Source organism: Rhodococcus sovatensis (genome assembly GCF_037327425.1).
In the GTDB taxonomy this organism is placed as follows: Bacteria; Actinomycetota; Actinomycetes; order Mycobacteriales; family Mycobacteriaceae; genus Rhodococcoides; species Rhodococcoides sovatense.
Window position 1 is genome coordinate 3,271,310 of sequence record NZ_CP147846.1, and the last position, 14,792, is coordinate 3,286,101.

Here is a 14,792-nt window from a genome sequence, read left to right on the forward strand (position 1 = left end):
ACTTCCCCGTTGGGCACGGTGCATCAGTTGCGCTCGCCGCGCACGGTACCCGCACGAAAACCGCGGAACTGTTCCCTTATGCCCGGTTCTCGGTGAACGTTTGGCACAGTGGACGCATGATCGCGTACGGATTCAGCGAATATGGAGGCCCGGAGACGGAGTACTTCCTCGACATGCCCATCGCCGATCCTGGACAGGGACAGCTGCTGGTTGCGGTACACGCGGCCGGGGTGAACCCGGCCGACTGGAAGGTGCGCGCAGGCAACCGCAAGGACACCGTCCAGACGGTGCTGCCCGCCGTTCTCGGACGTGAAGTGTCGGGAACCGTCGTGCAGGTCGGTACTCACGTCGACGGCTTCTCGGTAGGCGATCACGTTTTCGGCGCGACCGCCGCCGGGCACGGGGCGTACGCGCAGTACACGGTGCTCAATGCCTCAGCCACTGCACACAAGCCCGAGAGCGTGACGTTCGCCGCGGCCGCGACGCTGCCGGTAGCGGCGGGTACCGCCTACGACGCGCTGGATCAGCTCGCGCTGCGCAAGGAAGACACCCTTCTGGTCCTCGGGGCAGGCGGCGGTGTCGGCTCGGCGGCACTTCAGCTGGCCCGCGCCGACGGTATCGACACCATCGGAGTTGCCAGCGCAGGCAAGCGTGAGTGGGTGACGAGCCTGGGTGCCGAATTCGTGGAATCCGGAGACGGGTACGCCGAGAACATCTCGACCGGACCGGACGGTGTACTCGACCTCGTCGGAGGTGCGACGCTACGCGCCGCCGCTCCGCTGGTTCAAGCAGCAACCCGGGTCATCAGCGTCGCCGACCCGGTGCTTGCTGCCTCGCTCGGCGGATCGGGTGTCGAGCGCAACCGATCGTCCGACGCGTTCTCGCGATTGGCCGAGCTGGTAACGAGCGGCATCCTCGATCCGCACATCGGCCACACGTTTCCGCTGGAGCGGGCCGGTGAGGCCCTCGCTCTCGTCGAAACCGGACACGTCCAGGGCAAGGTCGTCATCGAGGTCGGCTGATCGTGTCGGTGCACTACGGCACACTCGGTACACAAATACCGGCAACGAAGATTGGGCGTGAGTGAAAAAGCTGCGGATAGCGCTGTTCATGGCGGCTGCCGCCGTGGTGATGGCAGCGTTCGGCTCGTGCAACATCGGCGGCCTCCCTGGTTTCTCACCACCTCCGCCCGCACCGGGCAGCCCGACGCGCATCCAGATCGAGGAACTGCTCACCCAAGTTCAGGTCGTCGCTGTCAGAGGGGACGCAGTCGGTTACGAGCGCGGCTGCAAGAGCGGTGAGGGCTGCGTCTTCGGTCCTGCCTGGACCGACGACTACGACGGACCAGGCGGTCACGACGGGTGCGGCACCCGCGACAACGTCCTGGCCAGGAGCATGACAAACGTGGTTTTCCGCGATGGCACGCACAACTGTGTGGTCCTCGAGGGCACGCTGGCCGATCCGTACTCCGGCGCGCAACTCGGCTTCACCAAGGCCGACGCCGGAAAGATCCAGATCGACCACGTCTACCCGCTGTCGGCGGCGTGGGACATGGGCGCCAACCGCTGGCTGCCGGACAAGCGCGTGCGCTTCGCCAACGACATCGACTTCAATCTGTTGGCGGTCAACGGCACCGACAACCAGTCGAAGAGCGACAGCACACCGGCGCAGTGGTTGCCCCCGAACGGTGCATACCACTGCTTCTACGCCGGAAAGTACTTGTCGGTCGCAGCGCAGTACGAGCTTCCGATCACGCAGGACGACCATCGCGCTCTCGCAGCAATCGCGCACACCTGCTGAGCGTATTGTGCAGACAATGTCGCGCAGCTTTCTGAACCGTGAAACTCAGCTTTGCATGTCGCTCTCCGGGCGGCCGAGCAACATCGGCACCCGCTTCCACAACTACCTGTACGACGAGCTCGACATCAACTTCGTCTACAAGGCATTCACGACGACCGATCTCCCCGCCGCCATCGCAGGCATACGAGCTCTCGGAATCAGAGGGTGCGCGGTGTCGATGCCCTTCAAAGAGGAAGTCATCGCCTCGGTGGATGTGATGCACGATTCGGCGAACGCGATCGAATCGGTCAACACCATCGTCAACGAGAACGGCGTCCTGCACGCCTACAACACCGACTACCAGGCGGTCGCGAACCTACTGCAGTCCTCCGGATTTTCGTCCGACTGGTCCGTCGCAGTGACCGGAAGCGGCGGAATGGCGAAGGCTGTCGTTGCGGCACTACGTGATTCGGGTTTCACGCGCGGAACGGTCGTCGCACGCAATCCGCAGACAGGTCCCACACTCGCAAGCGCGTACGGATACGACCACTCGAACGAGTCGGTTGCGGCCGACCTTCTGGTCAATGTCACCCCGGTGGGCATGGCAGGCGGCCCGGACGCCGATCTCTCTCCGTTCACCGACGCCCAGATCGAGTCGGCACGCGCCGTGTTCGACGTGGTGGCCATGCCGTCGGAAACGCCGTTGATCGTACGAGCCCGCGCCGCAGGAAAACCCGTCGTGACCGGTGCCGAGGTCATCGCTCTGCAAGCCGCCGAGCAATTCGTCCTCTACACCGGCGTGCGGCCGACCGACGAGCAGATCCGACGAGCGTCGGAATTCTCGCGGCGCTGAGCACATCAGCGCGTGAGCGCCCTCGTCACCTCGTCCGCGATCGCCGCCTCACCGAGCGCATTCGGATGGACGGGTACGAACTGCTCCGAGAAGACCAACGGTTCGACCCATCTGCTTCCCGCAGGCTGACACCCGTCATGTCCCTCGGATACGACCGACATGTCGACGTAGGTGACACCGGTCTCCGAGGCTGCCCTCGACACCGCCGTGTTGAGCGTCGATTGCAGCGCGCGGAGGTACGGGACGTCACCTTCGGCAACCGGCATGTTCGGTGAGCACGTGCCCTGTGCCGGAAGCAGCCACGGGTATCCGACGATCACGATGTGCGCGCTCGGGGCGCGGTCGCGCACGTCCGACAACGCCTGGACAATTGCGGGATACGTCTGGTGTTCGATCGTGTCCACGAACGAGGTGCCGGCCGTGTCCGCGCATGGACTGAAGGTTCCCGGCGAGCCGAGCGCCGCCCGCACACACGCACCTATCGCCCCCGCGAACACACCACCGTCGTTACCGCCGATCATCAACGTGACCAGATCGGTCGATGATGACAGTGCGTCGAGCTGTGGTGGGGTATCCGGGTGTTGCCGGGAGCGGAAGTCCTCGGTCGACGCCCCGCCGCAGCTGACGTCGATCAACTCGTAACCCTGCTGTTCTGCCACGACCCGAGCGAAATTCCTCTCGCTACGCAAGCATGCCAGTGGGGCATCGCCGACCAGTGGAAGTACGCCACTCCCAGCGCTGAAACTGTCACCCAGATTGACGTACTCGAGAACATCAGCGTGCGCAGACGGCGCCACGGAAACCGCGCAGGCCAGCGCGGTGAGCAACGCGGCAGCGCAGATACGTACACGTGAACGGTGCGTCATGAAACCTCCCGCGGGCAGTATCTCTCAGAGTCGCTGCCAGCGTGGCTTGCTCGCATACGCGTATCGGTAATAGTCCGCGAGTGCCAGCGCCGACGCCGCGGCGTCATCGAGCAGCACGCTGACATGCGGGTGCCACTGGATGACGGACGCCGGACAGAACGCGGACAGCGGACCTTCGACCGCCGCGGCAACGGCGTCCGCTTTCGACTCTCCCGTTGCGATCAGAACCAGGTGCCGCGCTTCACCGATCGTGCCGAGCCCCTGAGTGAGCACATGGTGCGGCACCTCGTCCGGGGAGTCGAAGAACCGGGCGTTGTCCGCACGCGTCTGCTCGGTAAGCGTCTTGACTCGTGTCCTCGACCGAAGCGAGGACCCCGGCTCGTTGAAACCGATGTGTCCGTCGGTACCGATGCCGAGAATCTGCACGTCCGCTCCCCCGGCCTCGGCGATCGCTGCGTCGTACCGCTGCGCCTCGCGCGCGATGTCGTCCGCTTCGCCGTCGGGCGAGTACACCGCGGCACCGTCGAGATCGACATGATCGACGAAGTTGTCGCGAATGAACGCGAAGTACGATTGCTCGGCGGCCCTGGGCACACCGATGTATTCGTCCAGCAGAAATGCACGACACTGTGCGAACGAGAGCCCGTTCTCGCGATGTCGTCTCGACAGCTCACGATAGGTACCTACCGGCGACGAACCCGTCGCCAGCCCGAGAACGGCCGGACCGCTCTGCACGACGTGTTCGACGATGTCCGCGGCAAGGCGATCGACTTGCTCGGCACTACTCGAAATCACGACCTCCACGACGCCGCCTCCCTCTGTGTACGCTCGCCACGGCGAATTACTTGCTCCGGTTCGAAAGCCGAGTCGACGACGAGGATGTCTGCGAAGAATCCAGGCGCGAGCCGACCGACCTCGTGTCCCACACCGATCAGCGACGCAGGAGTCGACGACCCGGCTCGCACTGCCTCGGCCAGTGGAACACCCGCGTTCACTACCGCGCGACGAACCAGGTCCAGCACGGTAGACGTACCTCCCGCAATAGGATTCGCGTCCTGATCCGTGCCACCATCATCGCCCTCGAGTGACAATCGAGCGACAGATCCTCGAACCGTGACCTCCAGCGGCCCCAACCGATATCGACCGTCACGCATTCCCGCGGCAGCCATGGCGTCGGAGACCAGCGCGATGCGTTCGCCACCGACGAGATCGAACACGGCTCGGACGGTCTCGTCGGCGAGATGCACTCCGTCTCCGATCAATTCGAGCACGATTCGACCTTTCGCCGCTGCGGCCAAGCATTCACTGACCGGTCCCGGCGCTCGATGGTGCCACGTGGGCATACCGTTGAACAGGTGCGTTGCGCTGATCGGACCCTCGCCGAGAGCCTCGACGCCCCGGCGGGTCGTGAGCGCGTCGGCATCGGTGTGGCCGATGCTCGGCAGCACCCCGTGTTCGCGCAGCGCATCGCCGATACGAACGAATCCGTCGATCTCGGGAGCAAGTGTCATCGACTTCACCGCTCCTCTGCCGGCATCGAGAATCTCCCGGAGCAAGCCGGGATCCCCTGCGCGAAGCGAATTCGGATCCTGTGCACCGCATCTCGCCAAGGACAAGAACGGCCCTTCGACGTGCACCCCGGCGATGTCACCGCCGTGATACAGATCGGCCAACAACGACGTCTGCGCGATCAATCTGTCGGCCGGTGCCGATACGAGCGAGGCCAGCATGGTCGTCGTCCCGCGTGAGCGGTGATGTCGAACGGCAGTCATCAGGTCCCCGCTACCCGAATCCGGAAAGCTCGCGCCGGCACCGCCATGACAGTGCACGTCGACCAGGCCAGGGAGGATGGTCGAACCGGTGTGCGGCGGAATCTGTCCCGATGCCGAACCGGCCGGGCCGACCCACGAGATCCTGTCGCCTTCGACCACGACGACACCGTCCTCGACAACGGTGTCGACGGTGACGACTCGACCACGCAGCATCGTACTCACCGCGTTCGTCATGCTTTCGTGGTGTCAGCGGGCTCGTCGTCCTCGCGGCCCGGGGTGCGCAGATTCCACTTCTTGATGACGAAGCTGAACAGGAAGTAGTAGATCAGCGCGTAGACGAGCCCGATGGGGATGAGCAGCCATGCCTTGCTGGCGATTCCGAAGTTGAGGACGTAGTCGATCGCACCGGCGGAGAAGAAGAATCCGTCGTGAATCCCCAACGCGTTGACGAGTGCCATCGAGGTGCCGGTCAGGAATGCGTGGATGATGTACAGCGGCCAGGCCACGAACATGAACGCGTACTCGAGCGGCTCGGTGATACCGGTGACGAAGGCGGTCAGTGCGGTGGACAGCATAATTCCGCCGACCAACTTCTTCTGCGACGGCTTGGCGTTGCGGTAGATCGCGAATGCTGCTGCGGGGAGAGCGAACATCATGATCGGAAAGAACCCGGTCATGAACACTCCGGCGGACGGGTCACCGGCGAAGAACCGATTGAGGTCGCCGCGTACCACCTGACCGCTCGCATCCTGGTAGTCCCCTACGAGGAACCACACGACGGAGTTCAGGATGTGGTGCAGTCCGGTCGGAATGAGCATGCGGTTGGCGAAGCCGTAGATTCCGCCGCCGAGGACACTGTTGTCCGCAACGGTGGTGCCGACCCAGTTGAGGGCGCTGTAGAACAGTGGATACACGAACGACATCAGAACGGCGACAACGAGTCCGGTGACGGCCGTCAGAATGGGCACGAGGCGTCGTCCGGCGAAGAAGCCCAGGTAATCCGGCAACTTCTGACGGTAGAAGCGCTGCCACAGGATCGCCGAGAGCAGTCCGATGACGATGCCCGCCAGCACGCCGTAGTTGATGACGGCAGGGTCACCGTTGGCATCGACCTTTCCTTCAAGGACGACCGGTGACATTGCCTCGAACACACCGTTCATGACCATGTATCCGACCACGGCAGCGAGGGCTGTCGAGCCGTCGGACTTCTTGGCCCAACCGATTGCGATGCCGACCGCGAAGATCAGCGGCAGCCACGTGAACACCGCCTGACCTGCTGCGGAAATGACCGAAGCTGCGGTTTCCATCGAGCTGAAGCGACCGAGCAGATCGTCCTGCCCGAGACGCAGCAGGATGCCCGCGGCGGGCAGCACCGCGATCGGGAGCATGAGGCTCCGACCGAAACGCTGAAGCCCGGCGAGCGAGCGGGATTCCTTCTTGGCTTCGTCGGGGTTCGAACCCGACGTGGAACTCTTCGTGGTCATGAGTGACCTTCTTCTCGGTCTTCGACGGCAGGGAGGAGAACATCTGTTGTGGCCGAACGCCACGAGGGGTACTGTCCGGTCATTACCAGTTGTAGTTTGGCCAGGTGAAGAGCTCGTGTCAACCCGGCCATGTGACTCAGCCGACAGAAAGCGGGAACTGAAGATGTCCAAAGCGGACGCGATCGTCAAAGGACTCGGCGGCGCCGACAACATCGTCGAGATCGAGGCGTGCATCACCCGGTTGCGGACCGAGGTGAAGGACGGCGCGCTGGTCGACGAGGCAGCGCTCAAGGCTGCGGGCGCCCATGGGGTATTCCACAAGGGCACGGCCGTTCAGGTGATCGTCGGTCCCGAGGCCGACACTCTCGCCGAGGACATCGAGGACATTCTGTGAAAGCGGAAGCTTCTGCGGCCACGATTCTCAGCCCCGTCGACGGTGTGGTCCTCGCCCTCGGCGACGTACCCGATCCGGTGTTCTCGGCGCAGATGGTGGGATCGGGCGTCGCGATTCGCCCCGCTACCTCCGCGGGTCGAATCGAAGTCCGCTCGCCGGTAGCCGGAAAAATTCTCAAGCTTCATCCGCACGCGTTCGTCGTGTTCACCGACGGCAAGGCGGGTGTACTGGTGCACATCGGCATCGATACCGTGAAGATGAGGGGCGAAGGATTCACACTCGTTGCAACAGAGGGCGATCGAGTGCAGGCCGGGGACGTAGTTCTCGACTACGACCCCGCAGCGATCGCCGCCGCAGGATACTCGGACGTCATTCCCGTCGTCGTCATGGACACGAAGCCGGACACGGTGACCACCGAGGCCGTCGGCACCACCGTCACCGCCGGAGAGGCACTGTTCGAACTGCCCTAGGTCAGCGGCGCTGCGCGGTTCGCCGCTGCCCTTCGACCTCCATCGAGAGTTGGTATCGATCGCATCGGTACCAACTCTCGGTGTGCTCGATAGGCTCGTCTCCGCTGAACGACACGCGATCGAAATACAGCACGGGCGCACCACGTTTGGTGCCCAGAAGTGTTGCCGTGTCACCGTCCGCTGCAGTTGCCTTGACTGTTTGCTCGGCCCGGTCGATCGTCAGACCGTAGTGCGTGTGCACTGCCTCGTAGACGGACTTGCTCAGGTCATGCCCGGTGAGACCGGGCAACCGTGCTGCGTGAAACCATCCGTCGTCGACGCTGACGGGTTCGCCGTCGGCGAGTCGGAGTCGCTTGACGTGATAGGCCTGATCATCCGCCGCCAGGCCGAGCGCACGAGACGTCGCGGGAGAAGGCTTGTCCAGACGCGCGAACAGAACCACGGTCGTCGGTGTCAACCCCTGCGCGCGCATCTCCTCCGAGAACGACGCGAGATGCAGTCTGGACTGCACCGTTCTACTGGCAACGAAGGTGCCTTTGCCGCGTACACGCACCAGGTGCCCGTCGTTGACGAGTTGCCCGATAGCCTCGCGGACGGTGATTCGACTGACTCCGTAGTCCTCCATCAACCGCCGCTCGCTCGGCATCAGGTCCCCGGGTTGAAGCTCTTTCGTGCAGCGATGCAGCAGAATTGCACGGAGCTGTTCGTGCTTCGGGATCTCACTGTCCCTCAGGTGTATGGGCATCACCACGGCGCTGGCCTTCCGGTCGCTCGCCGAACCAGCGGTACGGACTGGTCCGGTCCAACCCGAAGGATACGTCACTTCTCCGAAAGTTCCGGGAGAAGTCAGTCGCACACCGCCTTCGCTGCATCCTCGACAGTGGCGAGAGCCCCGGTTTCGTACTCACCGATTGCCGCCACCTTCGCTGCCGACGCCGACTCGGGATCGAAGGTGTAGCCGAGCCACTCCTTGGCCAATCTGCGCGCGAGCTCGATACCGATGACTCGCTGTCCCATGCACAACACCTGTGCGTCGTTGCTGAGAACTGCGCGTTCGACCGAAAAACTGTCGTGCGCGGTGACAGCGCGGATACCCGGAACCTTGTTGGCGCTGATGGCTACTCCGAGCCCGGTACCGCACACCAGGAGCGCCCGGTCGGCGGTGCCGTCGGCGATCATGCGTGCCGCGGTGACCGCAACGTGCGGGTAGGCAGTGTGCTCGTCGTCGCCGACGCCGACATCGGCGACGGATTCCACTCGATCGTCCTTCTCGAGATCGGCCAACAGCGCCTGCTTGTACTGCAGTCCTGCGTCGTCGCAACCGACGACGATACGGAGTTTGCTCATGATGAGATTCCTTGGTTCGTGAACAGTTCGGCGACGGCGGCAACGCTCATGGCCATCGACACCGCGCCTGCATCGGGGGTGCCCACACTGCGTTCGGCGAGCGGTCGAGCACGACCCACTTTGGGGCGCAGGTCTGCGGTGCCGACCGCGGCCTTCTGGGCAACCGCCACGGCGTCGGACCATGCCGATCGCCAGCCGTCTCCGGCCGCGACCGATCTCTCGACTGCGCCCACGAACGGATCGAGGGCATCGAGCATCGTCTTGTCTCCGAGCGAGGCGCCTCCGAGTGACGTGAGCGCGGTGTATCCGGCGCGCAGGGCCTCCGCCACATCGGTGTCACCGGGAGTTCCGTTGTTGCCGAGCCTGTTTCCGATCGCCGTCAGGGCAGCACCCCACAGGACCCCGGAGGTGCCTCCTGCCTTGGCTGCCCACGCCGAGCCCGCCGCAGCCAGCACCGAGCCGGTGCCTCCCTGCCGATCAGCAGCATCTCGTGCCGCGGACCGAGCAGCTGCCGTTCCCTTGACCATTCCGCGTCCATGATCGCCGTCGCCCGCAACCGCGTCGATGCGGCCGAGTTCGTCTTCGGCCGAGACCATTCGTTCTGCCAACGCATCGATCGACTTCAGGACGAAGCGAGCACACTCACGGGAAGCCTCGTCGGACTCCGGCAGCGTGTCCGCTCCGGCAGCGACTGCGGCGGAGGCCGACCTGCGCTCACCGGCGTTCGCGGCCACGGCACCTTTTCGATAGGCCGGGGTGTCGGCCGGTGCGGTCCAGAACCGTTCCAGCTCGTCGTCGAGCCACATGATCGTCAACGAGCATCCGGCCATGTCGAGGCTCGTCACGAGCTCCCCGACCTCCGGATCGACGACGGTATAGCCGGCCTCGCGCAGGCGGCGAGCCACCGTCTGCCAGACGACGAACAGCTCCTCGTACTTGGTGCGGCCGAGTCCGTTGAGGATGACAGCGATCCGATCGCTGCTACCTGCAGGCTTCTCGACCAACACTCCGTCCACCAGAAGATCGGCAAGCTCAGCGGCAGAGGGCATCTCGTGCGAGGACACACCCGGCTCACCGTGGATGCCGAGACCGAGCCCCATGGTGCCTTTCTCGACCGAGAACAACGGTTCGCCTGCACCAGGCATGGTGCAACCGTCGAATGCCACGCCGAGGGTCCGGGTGGCGTCGTTCGCGGCCGTTCCGATGCGTTCGACGTCGTCCATCGAGTAACCGGAGTCGGCTGCGGCAGATGCGCACCGGAACACGGTGAAGTCGCCTGCGATGCCGCGTCGCTTCTCGATCTGATCGAGCGGCGCGCTGGCGATGTCGTCGGTGACGGCGAGATATCTGGCGTCGATGCCCTCGGATCGGAGCTTCTGCACTGCGAGTCCGAAATTCATGACGTCGCCGGCATAGTTTCCGGTCGTCAACAACACCCCGCCTCCATTGTCGACCGCCCGGGCAACCGACGCAGCGTCGTCGGCCGAGGGCGAGGTGAAGATGTTGCCGACGACCGCGCCGTCGGCGAACCCGCGACCGACGACACCGCAGAAAGCCGGGTAGTGGCCGGAGCCGCCGCCGACGACGACGGTGGCTTTGCCTTCCGGGGTCGATACTGCGCGCACGACACCGCCGGGCACCCCGACGACGTAGCGCGAGTTGGCGTCGAGAAATCCCTCCAGCATGTCCTCGGTGAAGGTCGCTGGATCGTTGAACAATCGAGTCATGGCAGATCCTCTATCGAAGGCGGAGGCCGGACTCACGGTCGAACAGGTAGATCCTGCTCGCCGGAGCGGTGAGCGCGCAGCGGTCGTGGGGGCGGTAATGATCGCGTGCGGGAGTCTGGATGAGCAGTGACGCGCCACCGGCAACGGAAATCTTGGCCTGTCCGAATTCCATCAGATGTTCGAAGTACTCCACCGATGCGGAGATCTGCCCTGGACCGGCGACGCCTGAGACGATGGATGCGTCCTGCGGTCTGATGCCGATCTTGACCTCGGTTCCATCGGCGACGCCGAGGACGTCGACCTTCAGTGTCCCACCGCCGATCTCGACGACGGTGTCATCGCCGTCCCGGCGGAGAACACCGTCGACCACGTTGATCTGTGGTTCACCGACGAAGCCGGCGACGAACAGGTTGGCCGGGTCGTCGAAGACCTCGTCGGGTGTCCCGAACTGTTGGATGACGCCACCGTCCATCACGGCGAGGCGGTCGGCGAGGCTCAATGCCTCCACCTGGTCGTGGGTGACGACGATCGTCGTGTAGCCGAATTCGCGTTGGAGCATCTTGAGTTCGCGTCGAACGCGTTGACGCGCAGAGGCATCGAGGTGCGAGAGCGGCTCGTCGAGCAGGAGAACCGGCGGGTTACGAACGAGCGCTCGGGCCAATGCGACACGCTGCTTCTGTCCGCTCGACAGTCCCGCCGGACGCAGATCCATCAGATCCTGCATTTCGAGTCGCTGAGCAATCGAATCCACCAGTGCCCCTGCACCCTTGACCTTGCGCGCCTTGAGGCCGTACGCCAGGTTCTCGCGGATCGACAGCGGCGGGTAGAGCGCGTAGCTCTCGAATCCGACGCCGACCTCACGCTTGCCCGGAGGCAGATCGGTGATCGTGCGATCACCGATCCGAATCTGCCCACTCGTGACAGTCTCCAACCCAGCAATCATGCGCAGCGTCGTCGTCTTGCCGCAGCCCGAAGGACCGAGCAGCGCCACGAGTTCACCGGGCTCGATGGACAGATCGATCCCCTTGACCGCCTTGAACTCCTCTCGGCCCCGGGAGGAGTAGGTCTTGACCAGATTGTCCAGCGTCAAGCTCTGTGCGACGGCGGTGCGGTTCGCGGTCTGTGTCGCAGTCATTTACTGCCCCTTCTGATCTGCGGCGCCGAGTCGCCGACTCTCGGTGTCGGACTCGCCGTCGGCGTCCGCGAAGATGTGAATGTCGGCGGCGTCGACCGAGACGGTGACCTTCGCCCCTTCGGTCACATGCCGTCCGCCCTTGGACAATGCGATGAGGGTCGTTCCGCCGAGATCGACGGACACCTCGACGTCACGTCCCAACCTTTCGGCAAGTACGACGGTGCCGTGGAGATTCACTTTTCCTGGGTCGTTCGATGCCTCGGCGAGAACGTCGACGTCACACGGACGGATACCGATCCGCGCATGATCCCCGGCGCCCAGACCGAGTGTGCGGGGTACCTGGATCTCGAGGGAGCTGCCGAGCACTCGCAAAGCTCCGTCGTCGACGATCGCGTCGTAGAGATTGATCTCGGGTTGCCCGAGCGCTTTGGCGACGAAGGTGTCCGCCGGTGTCCGCCAGATATTCTCGGGGGTGTCCACCTGCACGACGCGTCCCTCCCGGAGAATCGCGATGCGGTCCCCGAGGGCAAGCGCTTCCTGATAGTCGTGGGTGACGTAGACCGTCGTCGTCTTCGACATCTCGCCGAGCTGCCGTAGCTCGACGCGCATCGCAGCACGCAGTTTCGCGTCGAGATGAGAGAGCGGCTCGTCGAGGAGGTAGACATCCGCCGGCCTGACCAGCACTCGACCGAGAGCGACGCGCTGCCGCTGACCGTTGGAGAGCTCCCGCGGGAAACGCGCGAGGAGATGGTCGATGCCGAGCGTCGTCGTCACCGACTTGATCCGCTCGGTCTGCTCTGCCTCGCTGTACTTACCCGTGCGGCCGGACTTCAGCGGCGATGCGAGGTTCTGCGACACGGTCTTCTGCGGATACAGGGCGTAGCTTTCGAATGCCATGGCAACGTTGCGGTGGTACGGCTCGACCGAGGTCATGTCCTCGCCGCCGATGTGCACGGCGCCGTCGTCGACATCGACGAGTCCGGCAATGGATTTGAGGGTCGTGGTCTTGCCCGCACCGGACGGTCCGAGGATGACGAAGAACTCGCCGTCCGCGATGTCGAGGTCGATCCCGTCGATGCCGACTTTCTTGCCGTATTTCTTACTGAGTCCCTTGATTGCCAACTGCGCCATCAGGATTTCACCGCCCCGAACGAGAGACCGCGGACCAGGTAGCGCTGAATTGTCAACGCGAGGATCAGCGGTGGGAGTGCTGCGATGACGGCCGCCGCCGCAGTGAGGTTGTAGTAGGCCTGTCCGCCGCCACCGAGGTACTTGGTGATCGCGACCGTGACGGTGCTCGCGTTGCTGTCGGACAGAATCAACGGGAAGACGTAGTTGTTCCACGCGAAGATGAACGCGAGCAGGGCCGCAGCGGCGATGCCCGGGCGCACGAGCGGCAAGGCCACCATGACGAAGGCGCGGATGCGGGTGTAACCGTCGAGAAGTGCGGCCTGCTCGAGATCCTCCGGAAGATCTTGGAAGTAGGACCGCAGGATCCACACCACGAGCGGCATCGTCACCAGCTGCAGGACCCAGACCATGCCGACCTTGGTGTCGAAGAGCCCGATCTGGTTGTAGATGACGAACAGCGGGACGATGACCATCAGCTCGGGTGCGAAACGGAACGAGAGCATCTGGAACATCAGATCGTTGCTGCCTCGGTACTGCCACCGTCCGGCGGCATAGGCCGCGGGGATTCCGATGACGAGCGAAACGATCACGGCGCCACCACAGTTGATCAAGCTGGTTAGCAACGAGGAGGTGAAATCGACGCTGGTGAGGTCGGTTCCGCGCTGACTGAGCACCGTACCGAAGTTCTCGAATGTCGGTGAGAACGAGAAATAGGTGCTCGTCTGTTCGGCGTCGGTCTTGAGTGCCAGGAGCACCATCCACACGATCGGAAACAGTGAGAACACGAACCACACCAGCAGCACGACGTCTGCTGCGATCGAAGCCGGCGTGAACCTTCGCTGTCCGGGAAGCAATTCCTTGGCCATGTCAGTTCTCCGCTCCAGCGGCACGCCGCTGTGCTTTGCCGAGCACGCTCACGAGGAAGCGTGCAGTGATGAACACGAGGATCCACAGCAGGAACATGTAGGTGCTGCCGCGGGAGTAGTCGAGGTTGATGATCGAGTCCTCGAAGGCGCCGATCTGCAACGACCGCGTCGCCACACCAGGTCCACCTGCGGTGAGAACCCATGGCACGTCAAAGAACTTGAGATTGTCCATGAATCGGAAGATCACCGCGACGAGGATGTACGGCCACAGCATCGGAAGCATGAGCCTGCGGAACATGTAGAACCAGCTGGCCCCGTCGACCTCGGAGGCCTCGAAGGGTTCCTTCGGAAGCGACCTGATACCGGCGAGGACCAGGATGGCCACGAAGGGAGTGAAGATCCACAGGTCGACGAGAATGACCGAGAACAGCGCGTTCTGACTGCTCAACCAGTCGAAGGTGTTGCCCAGCCCCAGAACGTGGTTCAGCACACCGAACTGCGGATTGAACATCAGCTTCCAGACGACCGCCGCGATCACCGGTGCAATCATCAGGGGCAGAATCAGAACTTTCTCGAAGATGCGGCCGACGATCGACGATCGGTTCAGCAGCAACGCGATGATCACACCGATGACCGTCTCGACGAGCGTCGCGACGACCGCGAACGTCCCGGTCACCCGCACACTGGACCAGAATTGCGCGTCGCCGAGCACACTGACGTAGTTCGCGAAGCCCACGAACACCGGATTCGGGTTCACAGCAGCATAATTGAGGAACGAATACCAGGCGCCGACGAAGAACGGGTACAGAATGCCGATGACGATCAGGACAGCGGGAACCGACAGCAGGTACGGACGCAGCTTGCGACGCCAGCGCGGCACTTCCGGCTTGCCGGAGGACTTCGGAGCAGGCGCGTCCGTCGTGCGCCTTCCTTCAGTCTGAGTGGCCATGACCTACCTCTTTCTCGGA

The 14,792-nt window shown here is 63.8% G+C and carries 16 protein-coding genes; 5 read left to right on the forward strand and 11 right to left on the reverse strand.

Annotated elements, in window-relative coordinates; translation table 11 throughout:
* Window positions 1-116: 116 nt before the first annotated feature.
* From WDS16_RS15075 to WDS16_RS15085, 3 genes are all read left to right on the forward strand, one after another.
* Window positions 117-1,022 (forward strand): NADP-dependent oxidoreductase, encoded by a 906-nt coding sequence (locus WDS16_RS15075; RefSeq protein WP_338886055.1) that lies wholly within the window; start codon window positions 117-119, stop codon window positions 1,020-1,022.
* Between the two features lie 88 nt (window positions 1,023-1,110).
* On the forward strand, window positions 1,111-1,800 hold the full coding sequence (locus WDS16_RS15080) for an HNH endonuclease family protein (RefSeq protein WP_422395834.1): 690 nt from the start codon (window positions 1,111-1,113) through the stop codon (window positions 1,798-1,800).
* Between the two features lie 16 nt (window positions 1,801-1,816).
* Window positions 1,817-2,632 (forward strand): shikimate 5-dehydrogenase, encoded by an 816-nt coding sequence (locus WDS16_RS15085; protein ID WP_338886056.1) that lies wholly within the window; start codon window positions 1,817-1,819, stop codon window positions 2,630-2,632.
* 5 nt (window positions 2,633-2,637) lie between these two features.
* Here WDS16_RS15085 and WDS16_RS15090 read toward each other — a convergent pair whose 3' ends face one another.
* The 4 genes from WDS16_RS15090 to WDS16_RS15105 are packed head-to-tail and all read right to left on the reverse strand — an operon-like array spanning window position 2,638 to window position 6,658.
* Window positions 2,638-3,498 carry an SGNH/GDSL hydrolase family protein gene (locus tag WDS16_RS15090; protein WP_338886057.1) on the reverse strand — a complete coding sequence of 287 codons (861 nt, stop codon included), beginning with the start codon at window positions 3,496-3,498 and terminating at the stop codon, window positions 2,638-2,640.
* A gap of 24 nt (window positions 3,499-3,522) precedes the next feature.
* Complete coding sequence (nagB, locus tag WDS16_RS15095; protein ID WP_338886058.1) at window positions 3,523-4,302, reverse strand: glucosamine-6-phosphate deaminase; 780 nt, start codon at window positions 4,300-4,302, stop codon at window positions 3,523-3,525.
* Window positions 4,290-5,504, reverse strand: a complete 1,215-nt coding sequence (locus WDS16_RS15100) for an N-acetylglucosamine-6-phosphate deacetylase (protein ID WP_338886059.1) — start codon at window positions 5,502-5,504, stop codon at window positions 4,290-4,292. The genes nagB and WDS16_RS15100 overlap by 13 nt, the downstream gene beginning before the upstream one ends.
* Window positions 5,501-6,658 (reverse strand): PTS transporter subunit EIIC, encoded by a 1,158-nt coding sequence (locus WDS16_RS15105; protein WP_338893467.1) that lies wholly within the window; start codon window positions 6,656-6,658, stop codon window positions 5,501-5,503. The genes WDS16_RS15100 and WDS16_RS15105 overlap by 4 nt, the downstream gene beginning before the upstream one ends.
* Before the next feature lie 94 nt (window positions 6,659-6,752).
* Between WDS16_RS15105 and WDS16_RS15110 the strand changes: the two genes are divergently transcribed.
* The gene (locus WDS16_RS15110; RefSeq protein WP_338886060.1) at window positions 6,753-7,148 is read left to right on the forward strand and encodes a PTS glucose/sucrose transporter subunit IIB; all 396 of its coding nucleotides are present in this window, start codon (window positions 6,753-6,755) and stop codon (window positions 7,146-7,148) included.
* Window positions 7,145-7,618, forward strand: coding sequence for a glucose PTS transporter subunit IIA (locus WDS16_RS15115; RefSeq protein ID WP_338886061.1), 474 nt, complete (start codon window positions 7,145-7,147; stop codon window positions 7,616-7,618). The genes WDS16_RS15110 and WDS16_RS15115 overlap by 4 nt, the downstream gene beginning before the upstream one ends.
* A gap of 1 nt (window position 7,619) precedes the next feature.
* Here WDS16_RS15115 and WDS16_RS15120 read toward each other — a convergent pair whose 3' ends face one another.
* The 7 genes from WDS16_RS15120 to WDS16_RS15150 form a co-directional block, all read right to left on the reverse strand.
* Window positions 7,620-8,366: a GntR family transcriptional regulator gene (locus tag WDS16_RS15120; RefSeq protein WP_338893468.1), complete on the reverse strand. Its 747-nt coding sequence runs from the start codon at window positions 8,364-8,366 to the stop codon at window positions 7,620-7,622.
* A 98-nt stretch (window positions 8,367-8,464) separates the two neighbouring features.
* Window positions 8,465-8,965 (reverse strand): ribose-5-phosphate isomerase, encoded by a 501-nt coding sequence (locus tag WDS16_RS15125; protein WP_338886062.1) that lies wholly within the window; start codon window positions 8,963-8,965, stop codon window positions 8,465-8,467.
* Window positions 8,962-10,692, reverse strand: coding sequence for a dihydroxyacetone kinase family protein (locus WDS16_RS15130; RefSeq protein ID WP_338886063.1), 1,731 nt, complete (start codon window positions 10,690-10,692; stop codon window positions 8,962-8,964). The genes WDS16_RS15125 and WDS16_RS15130 overlap by 4 nt, the downstream gene beginning before the upstream one ends.
* A gap of 10 nt (window positions 10,693-10,702) precedes the next feature.
* The gene (locus WDS16_RS15135; protein ID WP_338886064.1) at window positions 10,703-11,827 is read right to left on the reverse strand and encodes an ABC transporter ATP-binding protein; all 1,125 of its coding nucleotides are present in this window, start codon (window positions 11,825-11,827) and stop codon (window positions 10,703-10,705) included.
* Complete coding sequence (locus WDS16_RS15140; protein ID WP_338886065.1) at window positions 11,828-12,958, reverse strand: ABC transporter ATP-binding protein; 1,131 nt, start codon at window positions 12,956-12,958, stop codon at window positions 11,828-11,830. It lies immediately after the preceding gene.
* Complete coding sequence (locus tag WDS16_RS15145) at window positions 12,958-13,824, reverse strand: carbohydrate ABC transporter permease (RefSeq protein ID WP_338886066.1); 867 nt, start codon at window positions 13,822-13,824, stop codon at window positions 12,958-12,960. Before WDS16_RS15145 ends, WDS16_RS15140 begins: the two co-directional genes overlap by 1 nt.
* 1 nt (window position 13,825) lies before the next feature.
* Entirely contained in the window at window positions 13,826-14,773 is a 948-nt protein-coding gene (locus WDS16_RS15150; protein WP_338886067.1) for a sugar ABC transporter permease, read from the reverse strand.
* Window positions 14,774-14,792: the final 19 nt, after the last annotated feature.